At 44.9% G+C, this 13,734-nt stretch carries 15 protein-coding genes; 13 read left to right on the plus strand and 2 right to left on the minus strand.

Annotated features, from left to right (window positions below):
• The first annotated feature begins 60 nt into the window (after positions 1–60).
• From truA to purF, 6 genes are all read left to right on the plus strand, one after another.
• Positions 61–855, plus strand: coding sequence for a tRNA pseudouridine(38-40) synthase TruA (gene truA / locus R8N47_RS03880; protein ID WP_064354215.1), 795 nt, complete (start codon positions 61–63; stop codon positions 853–855).
• Positions 856–1,052: 197 nt separating this feature from the next.
• Positions 1,053–1,979, plus strand: a complete 927-nt coding sequence (gene accD, locus R8N47_RS03885) for an acetyl-CoA carboxylase, carboxyltransferase subunit beta (RefSeq protein ID WP_005380583.1) — start codon at positions 1,053–1,055, stop codon at positions 1,977–1,979.
• A 46-nt stretch (positions 1,980–2,025) separates the two neighbouring features.
• On the plus strand, positions 2,026–3,288 hold the full coding sequence (gene folC / locus R8N47_RS03890; protein WP_064354214.1) for a bifunctional tetrahydrofolate synthase/dihydrofolate synthase: 1,263 nt from the start codon (positions 2,026–2,028) through the stop codon (positions 3,286–3,288).
• Positions 3,289–3,302: 14 nt separating this feature from the next.
• Positions 3,303–3,896 carry an SPOR domain-containing protein gene (locus R8N47_RS03895; protein ID WP_005380588.1) on the plus strand — a complete coding sequence of 198 codons (594 nt, stop codon included), beginning with the start codon at positions 3,303–3,305 and terminating at the stop codon, positions 3,894–3,896.
• Positions 3,897–3,957: 61 nt separating this feature from the next.
• Entirely contained in the window at positions 3,958–4,449 is a 492-nt protein-coding gene (locus tag R8N47_RS03900) for a CvpA family protein (RefSeq protein ID WP_005380590.1), read from the plus strand.
• 36 nt (positions 4,450–4,485) lie between these two features.
• Positions 4,486–6,000 (plus strand): amidophosphoribosyltransferase, encoded by a 1,515-nt coding sequence (purF, locus tag R8N47_RS03905; protein ID WP_005380592.1) that lies wholly within the window; start codon positions 4,486–4,488, stop codon positions 5,998–6,000.
• A gap of 66 nt (positions 6,001–6,066) precedes the next feature.
• Here the strand turns inward: purF and R8N47_RS03910 are convergent, their stop codons facing one another.
• Positions 6,067–6,942, minus strand: a complete 876-nt coding sequence (locus R8N47_RS03910; protein ID WP_005384959.1) for a LysR family transcriptional regulator — start codon at positions 6,940–6,942, stop codon at positions 6,067–6,069.
• Positions 6,943–7,231: 289 nt separating this feature from the next.
• On the opposite strand from R8N47_RS03910, the gene R8N47_RS03915 reads away from it, so the two are divergent.
• The 7 genes from R8N47_RS03915 (at position 7,232) to recR (ending at position 12,977) form a co-directional block, all read left to right on the plus strand.
• Positions 7,232–8,338, plus strand: coding sequence for a response regulator (locus tag R8N47_RS03915; protein ID WP_005380606.1), 1,107 nt, complete (start codon positions 7,232–7,234; stop codon positions 8,336–8,338).
• 223 nt (positions 8,339–8,561) lie between these two features.
• On the plus strand, positions 8,562–8,693 hold the full coding sequence (locus R8N47_RS03920) for a hypothetical protein (protein ID WP_005380608.1): 132 nt from the start codon (positions 8,562–8,564) through the stop codon (positions 8,691–8,693).
• A 33-nt stretch (positions 8,694–8,726) separates the two neighbouring features.
• On the plus strand, positions 8,727–9,113 hold the full coding sequence (locus R8N47_RS03925) for a YbaN family protein (RefSeq protein WP_080276930.1): 387 nt from the start codon (positions 8,727–8,729) through the stop codon (positions 9,111–9,113).
• 162 nt (positions 9,114–9,275) lie between these two features.
• Positions 9,276–9,821, plus strand: coding sequence for an adenine phosphoribosyltransferase (gene apt, locus R8N47_RS03930; protein ID WP_005380615.1), 546 nt, complete (start codon positions 9,276–9,278; stop codon positions 9,819–9,821).
• An 8-nt stretch (positions 9,822–9,829) separates the two neighbouring features.
• Positions 9,830–11,935 (plus strand): DNA polymerase III subunit gamma/tau, encoded by a 2,106-nt coding sequence (gene dnaX / locus R8N47_RS03935; protein WP_158156757.1) that lies wholly within the window; start codon positions 9,830–9,832, stop codon positions 11,933–11,935.
• A gap of 82 nt (positions 11,936–12,017) precedes the next feature.
• Positions 12,018–12,347, plus strand: a complete 330-nt coding sequence (locus R8N47_RS03940; protein WP_005380618.1) for a YbaB/EbfC family nucleoid-associated protein — start codon at positions 12,018–12,020, stop codon at positions 12,345–12,347.
• 30 nt (positions 12,348–12,377) lie between these two features.
• On the plus strand, positions 12,378–12,977 hold the full coding sequence (gene recR / locus R8N47_RS03945; RefSeq protein ID WP_005380619.1) for a recombination mediator RecR: 600 nt from the start codon (positions 12,378–12,380) through the stop codon (positions 12,975–12,977).
• A gap of 51 nt (positions 12,978–13,028) precedes the next feature.
• Here the strand turns inward: recR and aqpZ are convergent, their stop codons facing one another.
• A complete protein-coding gene (aqpZ, locus tag R8N47_RS03950; RefSeq protein WP_064354213.1) occupies positions 13,029–13,727 on the minus strand; it encodes an aquaporin Z in 699 nt (232 codons plus the stop codon).
• Positions 13,728–13,734 lie beyond the last annotated feature (7 nt).

Consider the following 13,734-nt stretch of genomic DNA (forward strand, 5'->3'; position numbering starts at 1 on the left):
GGCAACTTGAGGTGACTTGAGTATATACTTCCCGCCCCATTTTAGAGTTCGAAGGTTAAGATGAGAATCGCATTAGGTATCGAGTACAACGGTACAAACTACTTTGGTTGGCAGCGCCAAAGAGAAGTGAAAAGTGTCCAAGAAGAGCTAGAGAAAGCATTGTCCGTCGTCGCTAATCACCCAGTTGAAGTTCAGTGTGCTGGTCGGACAGACGCAGGCGTGCATGGCACGGGACAAGTTGTGCACTTTGATACCAACGTTACTCGAAAAATGGTAGCTTGGACCATGGGCGCAAACGCGAACATGCCAAGCGATATAGCGGTTCGTTGGGCTAAGGAAGTTTCAGATGATTTCCATGCAAGATTCTCAGCGACAGCTCGCCGTTATCGTTACATTATTTTCAATCATGCTTTACGTCCAGGCATCCTAAACTCGGGGGTTAGTCACTATCATGGTGAGCTCGACGAGAAAAAAATGCATGAAGCAGGGCAGTTCCTACTTGGCGAAAATGATTTTACGTCGTTTCGCGCGGCGCATTGTCAGTCTCGCAGCCCATTTCGAAACTTGATGCATCTGAACGTTACGCGCCATGGAAACTATGTGGTTATTGATATTAAAGCCAATGCGTTCGTGCATCATATGGTTCGTAATATCACGGGTAGCTTGATAAAAGTTGGACGTGGCGAAGAGAGTCCTGAATGGATCAAGTGGTTATTAGAAGCCAAAGATCGCAAACTAGCGGGTGCGACAGCGAAAGCGGAAGGTCTGTACCTGGTAGATGTAGACTACCCAGAAGAGTTTGGGTTACCTGAAGTGCCGATCGGTCCACTGTTTTTACTAGATAATTTGAACTAATTTTACAAACTTATTTCAAAATATCGGTAGTGTTTACATTGAATGTGAACGGAAAACATACGCTATTTACGATATCAAAAATAGGTACAACCAGTTTTTTATCTACAGTAGCTGCAAGATATGGTTTAATCCGTCGGTATTATGTCGAATTTATATCTTTCGCAATGAAGCGGAAGAGTTGAGAGAAAAGGTCTTCCATGAGTTGGCTTGAAAAGATTTTAGAGAAAAGCAATCTAGTAAGTTCACGCAAAGCTTCTATCCCAGAAGGTGTGTGGACTAAATGTACCTCTTGTGAACAGGTTTTATACCATGCTGAACTAGAGCGTAACTTAGAAGTTTGTCCAAAGTGTAACCATCACATGCGTATGAAAGCGCGTCGTCGTTTGGAAACATTTTTAGATGAAGGTAATCGAGTTGAATTAGGTTCTGAACTTGAGCCACAGGATAAACTGAAATTTAAAGATTCTAAGCGATACAAAGAGCGTATCTCTGCTGCACAAAAAAATAGCGGTGAGAAAGATGCGCTAGTTGTGATGCAGGGTGAATTGCTTGGTCTGCCGCTTGTGGCGTGTGCGTTTGAATTCTCCTTTATGGGTGGTTCAATGGGTTCAGTCGTTGGTGCTCGCTTTGTGAAAGCAGTGGATGCAGCCATTGAAAATAACTGTGCGCTTGTTTGTTTCTCAGCAAGTGGTGGTGCTCGTATGCAAGAGGCTTTAATGTCTCTTATGCAAATGGCAAAAACCAGTGCTGCGCTTGAGCGTTTATCAGAAAAAGGTCTGCCGTTTATTTCTGTTCTAACTGACCCTACAATGGGTGGTGTATCAGCAAGTTTGGCTATGTTGGGTGATATCAACATCGGTGAACCTAAGGCCCTCATTGGCTTTGCTGGTCGTCGTGTAATCGAGCAAACTGTACGTGAAGATCTTCCTGAAGGTTTCCAGCGTAGTGAGTTCCTGCTTGATCACGGTGCTATTGATATGATCGTTGACCGTCGTGAAATGCGTCAGCGTGTGGGTGGTCTTATCGCTAAGATGACTAACCACAAGTCTCCTTTGGTGGTTTCGGTTAACGAATCTCCAAATGAAGAGCCATATTCTGTACCAGAAGCGGACGAAAAAGGGTAAAGTATCAACTAACATAAAAACCAAAGAATTTAATGGTTAAAGTTAGATGACCCAAAACCCAATTCCTCAAGCCACATCTTCATTAGAGATGTGGCTTGATTATTTAGCAAATATTCATTCCTCAGCAATTGATCTAGGCTTAGACCGTGTCCAAGCGGTAGCAAACAAAGCCAATCTTACCAAACCAGCTCCAACCGTAATCACCGTTGCCGGAACCAATGGCAAAGGCTCAACGTGTGCGTTAATGGAAGCCATTTTACTTGATGCTGGCTATTCAGTCGGTGTTTATAGTTCTCCGCACCTGATTCGTTACAACGAGCGTGTACGCATTAATGGCGTTGACGTTGTAGATGCCAAGCACTGTAAAGCATTCGATTATGTAGAAAAGCAGCGTGGTGATGTTAGCCTTAGCCTCTTTGAATTCGGTACGCTTGCTGCGCTACGTATTTTCCAAGTAGAGAAAGTTGACGTTGTCTTACTTGAAGTAGGACTTGGCGGCCGTCTAGACGCCACTAACGTTGTTGACCATGATGTTTCTGTTATTACGAGCTTAGCGATCGATCATGTGGATTGGCTTGGTGATGACATCAATGTTATTGGTTTTGAAAAAGCGGGCATTTACCGTTCAGGGAAGCCAGCAATTTGTGGTCAACCGACGCCACCAGCGACCGTGGCGGCTCATGCTGACGATATTGGTTCTGAGTTCTTCCAAGTAGGTATTCAGTACGATTACCAACTAACTGATAATGGTTGGAAATGGAGCAGTGGGGCATTTGAGTTAGAGGATTTACCAATCCCATCGCTACCATTACAAAATGCAGCCACTGCACTGATGGCACTAGGGGCTTCGGAATTGCAAATCACTGACATAAATATTGTCAATGGCTTGAATAATGCTCGTTTGGCGGGGCGTATGCAAGTACTGCATCACGAACCTGAAATAGTCCTTGATGTCGCTCATAACCCGCACTCTGCTGAGTATTTGGTAGAAAGAGTGAAGCAACAATATCTGGGTAAGAATATCCATATTGTGGTTGCAATGCTGCATGACAAGGACATTAAAGCAACCATTGAAGCGCTAACTCCAGTTGCAACACAATGGTATCCAGCGTCGCTTACTGGACCGAGAGCGGCGACCGCTGATGAATTGTGCCAATACTTACCTGATGGGCAAGTTCATTTTGAAAACCCTGTTGACGCCTTCGAGAGTGCGAGAAGCCACGCAAAGACAGGAGACGTTATTCTGGTGGTTGGCTCATTCCATACCGTCGGAGAGGTATTGGAACATTGGCAATCAAATAATAAATAAGTAAAGGTATTTTGATGGCAAGTAAATTCCAAAGTCGTTTAGTCGGCACCATCATTCTAGTCGCAGTCGGAGTCATTGTTCTTCCCGATGTGCTAGATGGTAAGAAACTGCACTACAAAGAAGAATTTGCCAGTATTCCTATCAAACCAGAACTTGATAGTGATGTGGAAAACTTCGAAATATTAGAGCCAGTGGAAGACGACATTACGTTACCGGATTCTCCGGTTGAAGCTGTAGTGCAAGAACGTGAGGATGCTCAAGTAGCCGTTTCTGAGCCCGAGCCAGTGCCAACATCTAAACCTGAGGTCATCAAACAACCAGAGCAAGTTGAGGTCGTCACTCGTCCTGTTCAAGAGAAAAATCAATATGAAGATTCAGCTTGGATCATTCAGTTGATGGCACTTAAGAATCACGAAAATGCTGTCGCGCTTGTCGCGGATTTGCAAAAGCGTGGTTATCAAGCTCACACAAAGAAAGAAAACGAGTTTACGAGAGTGATTGTTGGCCCTGATGTGTCAAAAAGTAAACTTGAACGACAAGTTCAAGAATTACAAAAAATTACAGGTTCAAAAGGTCAATTGCTTAAATTTAAGCCATTAAATCCATAAGAAAACGTTTGCGTCAGCATTTTTTCTGTTAAAATGCGCGCCAACTTAAGATGAAGAAAAGATGAATTGGATAGATTTTATCATTTTAGGTGTGATCGGATTTTCAGCTCTGATCAGTTTAGTTCGCGGTTTTGCTAAAGAAGCTTTGTCTTTGGTGATTTGGTTCGGAGCGTTTTTTATCTCCAGTAATTACTATGCCAAATTAGCGGTGTACTTCACCAACATCGAAGATGATATGTTTCGTAACGGAGCGGCGATTGCGGCGTTATTTGTCGCAACCTTGGTAGTTGGTGCAGTGGTGAATTACGTCATTGGTCAACTGGTACAAAAAACAGGGCTATCAGGTACGGACCGAATTCTCGGGATTGTATTTGGTGGTCTACGCGGAGTCTTAATTGTTTCTGCGGTGCTGTTTTTTATGGATGCGTTTACTGCATTCCCAAGCTCGGATTGGTGGAAAGATTCACAGTTGATCCCTGAGTTCAGCCGTATCATCGCCCCATTCTTCGAGCATTTACAAGCAACATCAAGTTTTCTGTCTGGCACTATCTAGTAGTGCCAGCTACTGTCGCAAATCGAGGATTAGGACATGTGTGGTATTGTTGGAATCGTGGGCACAACGCCTGTAAACCAGTCTATTTATGACGCGTTAACGGTGTTACAGCATCGTGGCCAAGATGCCGCTGGTATTTGTACCATAGAAAGCAATCGTTTTCGTCTGCGTAAGGCGAACGGTTTAGTCAAGGATGTATTTGAAGCAAGACACATGCAACGCCTGCAAGGCGAGGTCGGAATTGGTCATGTTCGTTACCCTACAGCAGGCAGTTCAAGCGCTTCAGAAGCTCAACCTTTCTACGTAAACTCTCCTTTCGGTATTACACTTGCCCACAACGGTAACTTGACTAACGCTAACGAAGTTCGTCAGAAGCTGTTTGAAAAAGATCGCCGTCATATCAATACCACTTCAGACTCTGAAGTATTACTAAATGTACTGGCGCACGAAATTGACTCAGTAAAAGGAAATGTCACGACCGAAGACGTATTCCGCGCAGTCACCAATGTTCATCGCACAATTCGCGGTGCTTATGCTGTGACAGCTATGATCATTGGTCATGGTATGATTGCATTTCGTGACCCACACGGTATTCGCCCGCTGTGTTTAGGTAAGCGTGAAGTTAACGGCAGAGCAGAGTACATGGTTGCGTCTGAATCGGTGGCATTGGATGCGGTCGGTTTTGATTTCGTCCGTGATGTTGCACCTGGTGAAGCGATTTACGCAACGTTTGACGGTGAGCTTTACACGAAGCAGTGTGCAGATAATCCTAAGCTGAACCCTTGTATTTTCGAGTTCGTGTACTTTGCTCGTCCAGATTCGTTCATCGATAAAATTTCGGTATACAGCGCTCGCGTTGAAATGGGTAAAAAGCTGGGCGAACGTATTCGTGAAGATTACGCAAACCTTGATATCGATGTTGTCATTCCTATCCCTGAAACGTCTTGCGACATTGCACTGCAAATCGCACAAGCGATCGATATCCCTTATCGCCAGGGTTTCGTGAAAAACCGTTATGTTGGACGTACGTTTATCATGCCTGGCCAGCAACAACGTAAGAAATCAGTACGTCGCAAGTTGAATGCTATTCGTTCGGAATTCAAAGGTAAGAACGTGTTGCTGGTGGATGACTCTATTGTTCGAGGTACAACGTCAGAGCAGATTATTGAGATGGCTCGTGATTCTGGTGCCAAGAAAGTGTACATGGTCTCAGCGGCTCCTGAAGTTCGTTTCCCGAACGTATACGGCATTGATATGCCAAGTGCTACAGAGCTTATTGCCCATGGCCGTGACAACGATACAATTTGTAAGCAGATTGGTGCCGATGCGCTTATTTATCAACGTCTAGAAGATTTGGTAGAGGCGGTAGGTCTTGGAAACCAAGATATTACTCAGTTCGATACATCCGTGTTTAACGGCGAATACGTAACGGGTGATATTGACCAACAATACCTAGATTTTTTGGATGGTCTTCGTAATGATGATGCGAAAACACAACTTGAAATCCAACAGGATTTAGCAAACCTAGAGCTTCATAACGAAGGCGCATAGGATGCGCTTTCTTAAGTCGTAAAAAAACCAGAGCTTTGGCTCTGGTTTTTTGTTTTCGCTATCTAATTAGTGAATGTTATAAGCGATCACAAAGTCAATAAAGAGGCGAACTTTCTCTGGCAGGTGGTCTTTGTGGTTGTAAAGCATATAAATGTCGCGCGGGTTTGCACTCCAATCTGGCAGTACGCGTACCAAATCGCCGCTCTCGATGTACTCTTTGATCATGACATCTGGCATTAGTGTGATGCCTAAACCTTCGGAACAAGCGCTGCGCACCACATTGAGCGCGTTTGCTTGAAAACGACCACGATCAACATTCACCACAGACTCGCCTTTGCTATTAATCAAGGTCCACTTAATAAGTGGGTACCCTTTTAGCAATGAATGGTTAGAGAGCTCTTCTGCATGATGTGGCGCAGGATTCGAGGTTAGATAGTCAGGGCTTGCAACGAGAATATCCTTCACTTCGCCAATCTTACGCGCGATGAGGCTAGAGTCGCGTTGCGGTCCCACTCGAAAAATTACATCCCATTCAGTAGGGTCAAGCTTGTCCGCATTATTCTCTGTCGTTAGCTCAATGTTGATGTCCGGGTACTGCTTCATAAAGCTGTTGAACATCGGCATCATCATTCGTTTAGTTAAGTTATAAGGCGCGGATATCTTAATCTTGCCGGATGCTCCTCGGCAGTCGTCAGTGATTTCCTCTGCTGCGGTTGTTAGCCTTTGTAGTAAAGGAGAGCACTCATGGTAAAAACGTTCCCCTGCTTCAGTGAGCGAGAGTTTGCGAGCATGACGGTTCAATAGTCGAAGATTGACAGAGTCTTCTAGCGCTTGAATGCGTCGGGTGATGGTCGCAACCGGGATCATGGTTTTTCGCGAAGTTGCGGTGTAGCTCCCATTTTCGACAACCAGTCGAAACAGGTTTAAGTCATCTAATTTCATATTTCCAGACACATTAAATTACCGATTACGGTTAATTTATAATTAACTTTGTGATCAAAGCTTGCTTTAAGTCAACATGTTGCATCATTTGAACACAGCAACCCTGTTTGAGTAAATACTGTTATACGCCGTAATATTTGTATTAATGCAGTTTCCGAGCTAAGTTTTATAACAAGGCGAAGCGGCCTCAGGTCTTGCTGTGACACGTTTTGCTGGAAGTAAACACAACAAAAATAATGACTTAATAATAAATCTGTTTTTTTGACTGAGCTTTGTGAGGGATAAAGGTATGTTTAAGACTCACAGTCAAACGGCAATGGTCTCGGCACAGGAAGTGATTAATCAAAAACTAATAATGTTGGTGGACGATGATCCAATATTTCGTAAAGTAACCAATGCCTATTTAGAAAGTCAGGGTTTTAAAGTAGTAGAAGCAGAAAACGGCCTAGAAGCGCTTCAACAACTCAGGGAATGCCAACCCGATCTTATCTTATGTGATTTATCGATGCCGGTCTTAGATGGTATCGAGTTCGTCGAAGAAGTTAGTCTCGAATACCCATATATGCCGCTTATCGTGGTATCAGGCACGGATGAAATGTCCGATGTCGCGAAAGCGTTGCGATTTGGTATTAAAGATTTTCTTCCTAAACCGATAGGTAATTATGAGCACCTATCTCAGGCGATAGAGAATACGCTAGAAGATACTGATAGTCACTTCTCAGAACAACGTGACTTTTCAAGTCAGTGGTTCAGGGTTGATGATGGTGGTGAAATCCCGGATGAACAAGAGCTGTATTGGCATCTGGAGTATTTGCAACAGAATCCGAGTGCGGCAAGAGATTTACTGCAAGCGCTATTGCCAGAGAAGGATGCTGCTCAGGGAGATTGGCGCTGCTCGTACCGTTTATTGCAATCGACGGATGTGATGCCCTTGGTTTTCGATTATCGTTGGTTAATGAATGGTCAATTTGCGTTTTATCTCGTTGATTCTGCTTCCCAAGCTAATGATGGAGTTGCGACGACATTGCTCGTTAGGGCATTGTTTGACGACTATCTCCGTAACTTGAAAAGTTTCAGTGCTGATCTCAAGGACATGGTAGGGATCATTGAAAAAGGAATTGAGTGTTCGGAGTGTGCGGGTGCAGTCAATGCTGTGTTTGGTGTCGCCGACCTCGCTTCATCCTCGGTCTCTATATTACCTGCGGGTTTAGATAGCCATTGGTCTGACGGAAATACGAATCAACACATCGCAGCAGGTAACCGTTTAGGGGGAGGAAGTATGAAAAACTTCATCACCCGCGATTTACCGCTTAGTGTTGCAGGACAGTTATCTATCGGGTGTTTAGGTTCTTCAAGTTTTAGTTTAAGTATTACCCGGAAATCCCGACTAGTATAATTATGACTTGCAAACCAATAAGCAGCGTCCTGACGCTGCTTATTATCTTTTTAGAACCACCAAAACAACATACGTTTAGTTCAATAACCTTACTTTTTACTGGTGTTTAGATTTGGCTGTTTAATGTATAGTCAGCGCTTAAAACAATAATGACCCATTTGTGCAACGATAATTTAACGCTGTGCCTTGGGAGAAGCAAAGTCAACTAGTGAGAAGACACATCATGGCAGACAAAGATTTTAAAGAGCCTTATAATATTTTTTACTTTTTAGGTTTTATTGCAGTTCTTTTGATCCCAACACTTCCTGCAACGCTAACCTGGCTTCGTGTAATGAATGGTTACGCAGGCTTTTAATCTAGCTATTTTGTACCGGAGTTCACCATTCGTATTAAGCGTTACTTTTTCAATACTGTTGGTGGACTCTGTATTGTGCTCGGCATAGCCGGCATAGCCCTTCCACTGTTACCCACCACACCTTTTATTTTGCTTGCTAGCGCATGTTTTATGCGTGGTAGCCCCGCATTTCATCAATGGTTACATAACCACAAAACGTTTGGACCAATTCTCGACAATTGGCATAAGCATCGGGCTGTTACTTCAAAAGTAAAAAAGCGTGGTGCGATTTTTATTGCGCTTAGTTTCATGGTTTCAATCGTTGTTGTCCCCCTCGTTTGGGTAAAAATTGGTCTTTTAGTGATGCTAATCGTTTTACTCAGCTGGTTTATGCGTCTGCCTGTGATTGAGTTGGTTGCTGACCGAGAAGAAAATCACTAAGATTGTAGAGAATAGTGTGCCCGCTCTTCGAGTGGGCGTTTGTATTTTCAGCGCCTGTGACTTTTACGAAAATAAGCACATAGTGGTGAAAACCTATTGTTCGTTGCCCTCGTGATACTGCGATTAGAGAGGGCGATGAGCCAATCTAAGTAAATCGGTATTATGACTACAGAAACAATTTCACTGATCAAATCTAGCATCAAAAGCATCCAAGACTACCCAAAGCCAGGCATTCTATTTCGTGATGTGACGAGCCTTCTTGAAGACGCGAAAGCATACCAAGCGACGATCAACTTACTTGTTGAACGTTACAAAGATATGGGCTTTACCAAGGTTGTGGGTACGGAAGCCCGTGGCTTTCTATTTGGCGCGCCTTTAGCGCTTGAGCTAGGTGTTGGTTTTGTACCAGTGCGTAAACCAGGCAAGCTACCACGCCCTACTGTTGCTCAATCTTATGAGCTTGAATACGGCGTTGATACACTAGAAATCCATACAGATGCTATCGTTGAAGGCGACAAAGTACTGGTTGTCGACGATTTATTGGCAACGGGCGGTACTATTGAAGCGACGACTAAGCTGATTCGCCAACTGGGTGGTGAAGTTGAGCACGCTGCGTTCGTTATCAACCTACCAGAAATCGGTGGCGATAAACGTTTAGAAGCACTAGGTCTAAACGTGTACAGCATCTGCGATTTTGAAGGACATTAATACATTCAATGAGTTATTTAGCTTTAGCGCGAAAATGGCGTCCTAATCAGTTTGACCAAGTTGTCGGACAAAAACATGTCCTGACGGCGTTGGAAAACGCACTGGCGCAAAACCGTTTACACCATGCTTATCTGTTCAGCGGGACTCGTGGTGTGGGTAAAACGAGTATCGGTAGGCTGTTTGCCAAAGGCTTGAACTGCGAAACCGGCATTACCGCGACACCTTGTGGTAAGTGTGATACTTGTCGTGAAATTGATGAAGGTCGCTTTGTCGATCTTCTTGAAATCGACGCAGCATCACGTACTAAAGTTGAAGACACTCGTGAACTGTTAGACAACGTTCAATACAAACCTGCTCGTGGACGTTTTAAAGTGTACCTCATCGATGAGGTGCACATGCTATCGCGTCACTCTTTCAATGCGTTGTTGAAAACCCTGGAAGAGCCGCCAGAGTATGTGAAGTTCTTACTCGCAACAACTGATCCACAAAAGCTGCCTGTCACTATATTGTCGCGTTGTCTTCAGTTTCATCTGAAACCAATCAGCGTTGATGATATTCACCAGCAACTTGATTACATCCTAGGTCAAGAGCAAGTTTCAGCAGAGCCAAAAGCGTTGGGTATGATCTCACATGCTGCAGATGGCAGTATGCGTGATGCTCTCAGCTTGACTGATCAAGCAATAGCTTTAGGTAACGGTGCGGTGCAAGCCGATATTGTCAGCCACATGTTGGGGACGATTGATACCGACCAAGCGATTCACTTACTAGAGTCAATCAGCAGCAAGAAACCTCAACAAGCTATGGATAAAATCCAACAATTAGCGGCAAATGGTGTTGAGTGGGATGGTTTGTTGCAGCAAGTCGCAACACAGTTACACCGAATTGCGATGTATCAAGCGTTGCCCGCGTCGTTAGACCGAGCACAACCAGATGCAGAGAAAATTGAGCTGTTGAGTAAAGCTCTAAGCCCGCAAGACGTTCAGCTTTACTATCAAATTGCATTGAAAGGTCGTGAAGATTTGACCCTCTCGCCAAATGGGCGAGTCGGTCTGGAAATGATTGTGCTGCGTATGATGGCGTTCCGCCCATCAAGTAACAGTGGGGCAAATGTTGTTTCCAGTAACTGCGAATCAGCTTCAGCCCCAGTTCAAAGTGCCAGTCAATCAAAGACTGCACCAGCTCAGACAGTAGCAGCTCCTCGAGCTCAGCAGCCGAGTCCAGCACAAAGCTCACCACAAGTGGCGCCTCAACCTTCATCCAATTCACAACCTGAATATCACGCGAGTGGATATGAGAGGGTTCCGCCACAGTATGATATGGCGCCGCCGATGAGCGAAAACCCTGCACCGCAGCATGAAACGCCACCTCAACAAGTGCAAGAGAGCGTTTCAACACCGGCGCGCGGTGGTCTAAGCGGTTTACGTCACCAATTACGTTCTCAGCGTCAAGGCCTACAACAGAACACTCCTCAAAATGGTGGCTCAAAAAAGCCTAAAGCGGCATCTGCACAACCAGAATCGGTTATCGACCGAGTAGCGCAATTGCATGGCAATTCCGCGCAGGTGTCGCCAAACTCAGCTCCGAAGTCGACGGAGCCACAAGTTGAGGAAGCGTATCGCTGGCGTCCAAGCAAGCCTGTTGAGACAAAAGTAAATACAAAACTGACACCTACGCAGCTCAAGCAGGCACTTGAGCATGAGAAAACGCCTGAAATGGCACAAAAGCTCATCGATGAGTCATTAGAACATAATGAATGGGCGAAGCTCATCAGCTTAATGGAGATCCCTAAGCTGGTAGAGCAACTTGCGCTAAACTCTCATTATAGTAAGCAAGGAACAACCGTTTCGTTACTATTGAGAAGCAGCCAAGCTCATTTGAATACTGATAGAGCTCAAGCCGAATTGCTCAAAGCACTTAATACCGTGTTAGGTGAAGAGTGCCACATGAGCATCGAAATAGGGGAGAGTGGAGAAACACCACTTGAACTGAGAGATAGGCTCTACCAAGAGAAATTACAGCAAGCGCTGAACAGTTTAGAAAACGATCCAAATGTTCAATTTATTGAACGTCGTTTTGCTGCAGAGCTTGATAAAGATAGTGTGCGCCCTATCTAATAATCGAATGGAATGGGGTTGAAAACCCAAAGGTATAACCCCATTAATTGATGCAACACCTCATTAAACCAGAGAGATAAACATGTTTGGTAAAGGCGGTATGGGCAACCTAATGAAGCAAGCCCAGCAAATGCAAGATCGCATGCAAAAGCTTCAAGAAGAAATCGCGAATATGGAAGTAACTGGCGAGTCTGGTGCTGGCCTAGTTAAAGTTACTATCACTGGTAGTCACAGCGTACGTCGTGTTGACATCGATGAAAGTTTGATGGAAGACGACAAAGAAATGCTTGAAGATCTGATCGCTGCGGCGTTCAATGATGCAGCCCGTCGTGTTGAAGAAACTCAAAAAGAGAAAATGGCTTCTGTAACTGGCGGTATGCAACTACCACCAGGTATGAAAATGCCATTCTAATCTGCTGATATTTAATTAAGCGGACTTTTAATGCGTACCAGTCATATGCTGGAACAATTGATGGAGGCCTTACGTTGTCTACCTGGGGTTGGCCCCAAGTCAGCGCAGCGTATGGCCTTTCATTTGTTACAGCGCGATAGAAAAGGCGGTTTGCAGCTTGCAGATGCGCTTAGTCAGGCAATGACAGAAATAGGTCATTGTACTGAGTGTCGAACCTTCACCGAAGAAGAAGTCTGTCACATTTGTACCAACCCAAAACGCCAAGAAAATGGTCAAATTTGTGTGGTAGAAAGCCCGGCAGACATCGCAGCCGTTGAAGCAACAGGCCAATATTCTGGTCGGTATTTTGTTCTTATGGGGCATTTGTCGCCATTAGATGGTATTGGTCCAAGTGATATTGGATTGGATGTCCTTGATTACCGCTTACGTCGCGGTGATATTACCGAAGTGATTTTGGCGACAAACCCAACAGTTGAAGGTGAAGCCACTGCCCATTACATCGCAGAGCTATGTAAAGAGCACCAAGTTGATGCCAGCCGCATCGCGCATGGTGTGCCTGTCGGTGGGGAGCTAGAGCTTGTTGATGGCACGACGTTGTCACATTCGCTATTAGGTCGACACAGAATTTAATAAAAAGCCGCTGAACTCAGCGGCTTTTTTGATCTTGGGAGTTGGGAACGATTAATCGTTCGATTCTTCACTAAGAAGGTTTTTGTAGATAACCGCACCAAGCACGCCACCCACAATAGGCGCAACCCAGAACAGCCATAGCTGAGAAACCGCCCAGTCACCCACATATACTGCGACTGCCGTGCTACGAGCAGGGTTTACTGACGTATTGGTGACAGGAATGCTGATCAGGTGAATGAGAGTCAAACACAGGCCAATTGCGATAGGTGCAAAGCCTTGTGGCGCACGTTTGTCTGTTGCACCCATAATGACAATCAGGAACATCAGCGTCATGACAACTTCAGTCACAAGTGCAGCGATCATCGAGTATTGGCCTGGAGAGTGTTCACCATAACCATTGGCGGCAAAGCCAGAACCCACAACATCGAATCCTGCTTGTCCAGATGCAATAACGTAAAGCACGCCACCTGCGATAAGCCCGCCGATCACCTGTGAGATGATGTAGGGAGCAACGTCTTTTGTCTCAAAACGACCGCCAGCCCAAAGGCCAACTGTCACTGCAGGGTTCAAGTGACAACCTGAAATATGACCGATAGCAAATGCCATCGTCAGAACGGTTAAACCGAATGCCAAAGAAACGCCCAACAGACCAATACCCACTTCAGGGAAACCCGCAGCCAACACCGCGCTACCACAGCCGCCTAACACTAGCCAGAACGTGCCAAAAGCCTCAGCCAAATACTTATTCATGTTCTTT

The organism is Vibrio sp. 2132-1 (assembly GCF_033344315.1).

Excerpts from the sequence above, each read along its gene's own strand:
- purF (WP_005380592.1), top strand. The coding sequence starts at position 4,486 with ATGTGTGGTATTGTTGGAATCGTGGGCACAACGCCTGTAAACCAGTCT.
- R8N47_RS03910 (WP_005384959.1), bottom strand. The coding sequence starts at position 6,942 with ATGAAATTAGATGACTTAAACCTGTTTCGACTGGTTGTCGAAAATGGG.
- truA (WP_064354215.1), top strand. The coding sequence starts at position 61 with ATGAGAATCGCATTAGGTATCGAGTACAACGGTACAAACTACTTTGGT.
- accD (WP_005380583.1), top strand. The coding sequence starts at position 1,053 with ATGAGTTGGCTTGAAAAGATTTTAGAGAAAAGCAATCTAGTAAGTTCA.
- recR (WP_005380619.1), top strand. The coding sequence starts at position 12,378 with ATGCGTACCAGTCATATGCTGGAACAATTGATGGAGGCCTTACGTTGT.
- R8N47_RS03900 (WP_005380590.1), top strand. The coding sequence starts at position 3,958 with ATGAATTGGATAGATTTTATCATTTTAGGTGTGATCGGATTTTCAGCT.
- aqpZ (WP_064354213.1), bottom strand. The coding sequence starts at position 13,727 with ATGAATAAGTATTTGGCTGAGGCTTTTGGCACGTTCTGGCTAGTGTTA.
- R8N47_RS03915 (WP_005380606.1), top strand. The coding sequence starts at position 7,232 with ATGTTTAAGACTCACAGTCAAACGGCAATGGTCTCGGCACAGGAAGTG.
- R8N47_RS03920 (WP_005380608.1), top strand. The coding sequence starts at position 8,562 with ATGGCAGACAAAGATTTTAAAGAGCCTTATAATATTTTTTACTTTTTA.
- apt (WP_005380615.1), top strand. The coding sequence starts at position 9,276 with ATGACTACAGAAACAATTTCACTGATCAAATCTAGCATCAAAAGCATC.
- R8N47_RS03940 (WP_005380618.1), top strand. The coding sequence starts at position 12,018 with ATGTTTGGTAAAGGCGGTATGGGCAACCTAATGAAGCAAGCCCAGCAA.
- R8N47_RS03895 (WP_005380588.1), top strand. The coding sequence starts at position 3,303 with ATGGCAAGTAAATTCCAAAGTCGTTTAGTCGGCACCATCATTCTAGTC.
- dnaX (WP_158156757.1), top strand. The coding sequence starts at position 9,830 with ATGAGTTATTTAGCTTTAGCGCGAAAATGGCGTCCTAATCAGTTTGAC.
- folC (WP_064354214.1), top strand. The coding sequence starts at position 2,026 with ATGACCCAAAACCCAATTCCTCAAGCCACATCTTCATTAGAGATGTGG.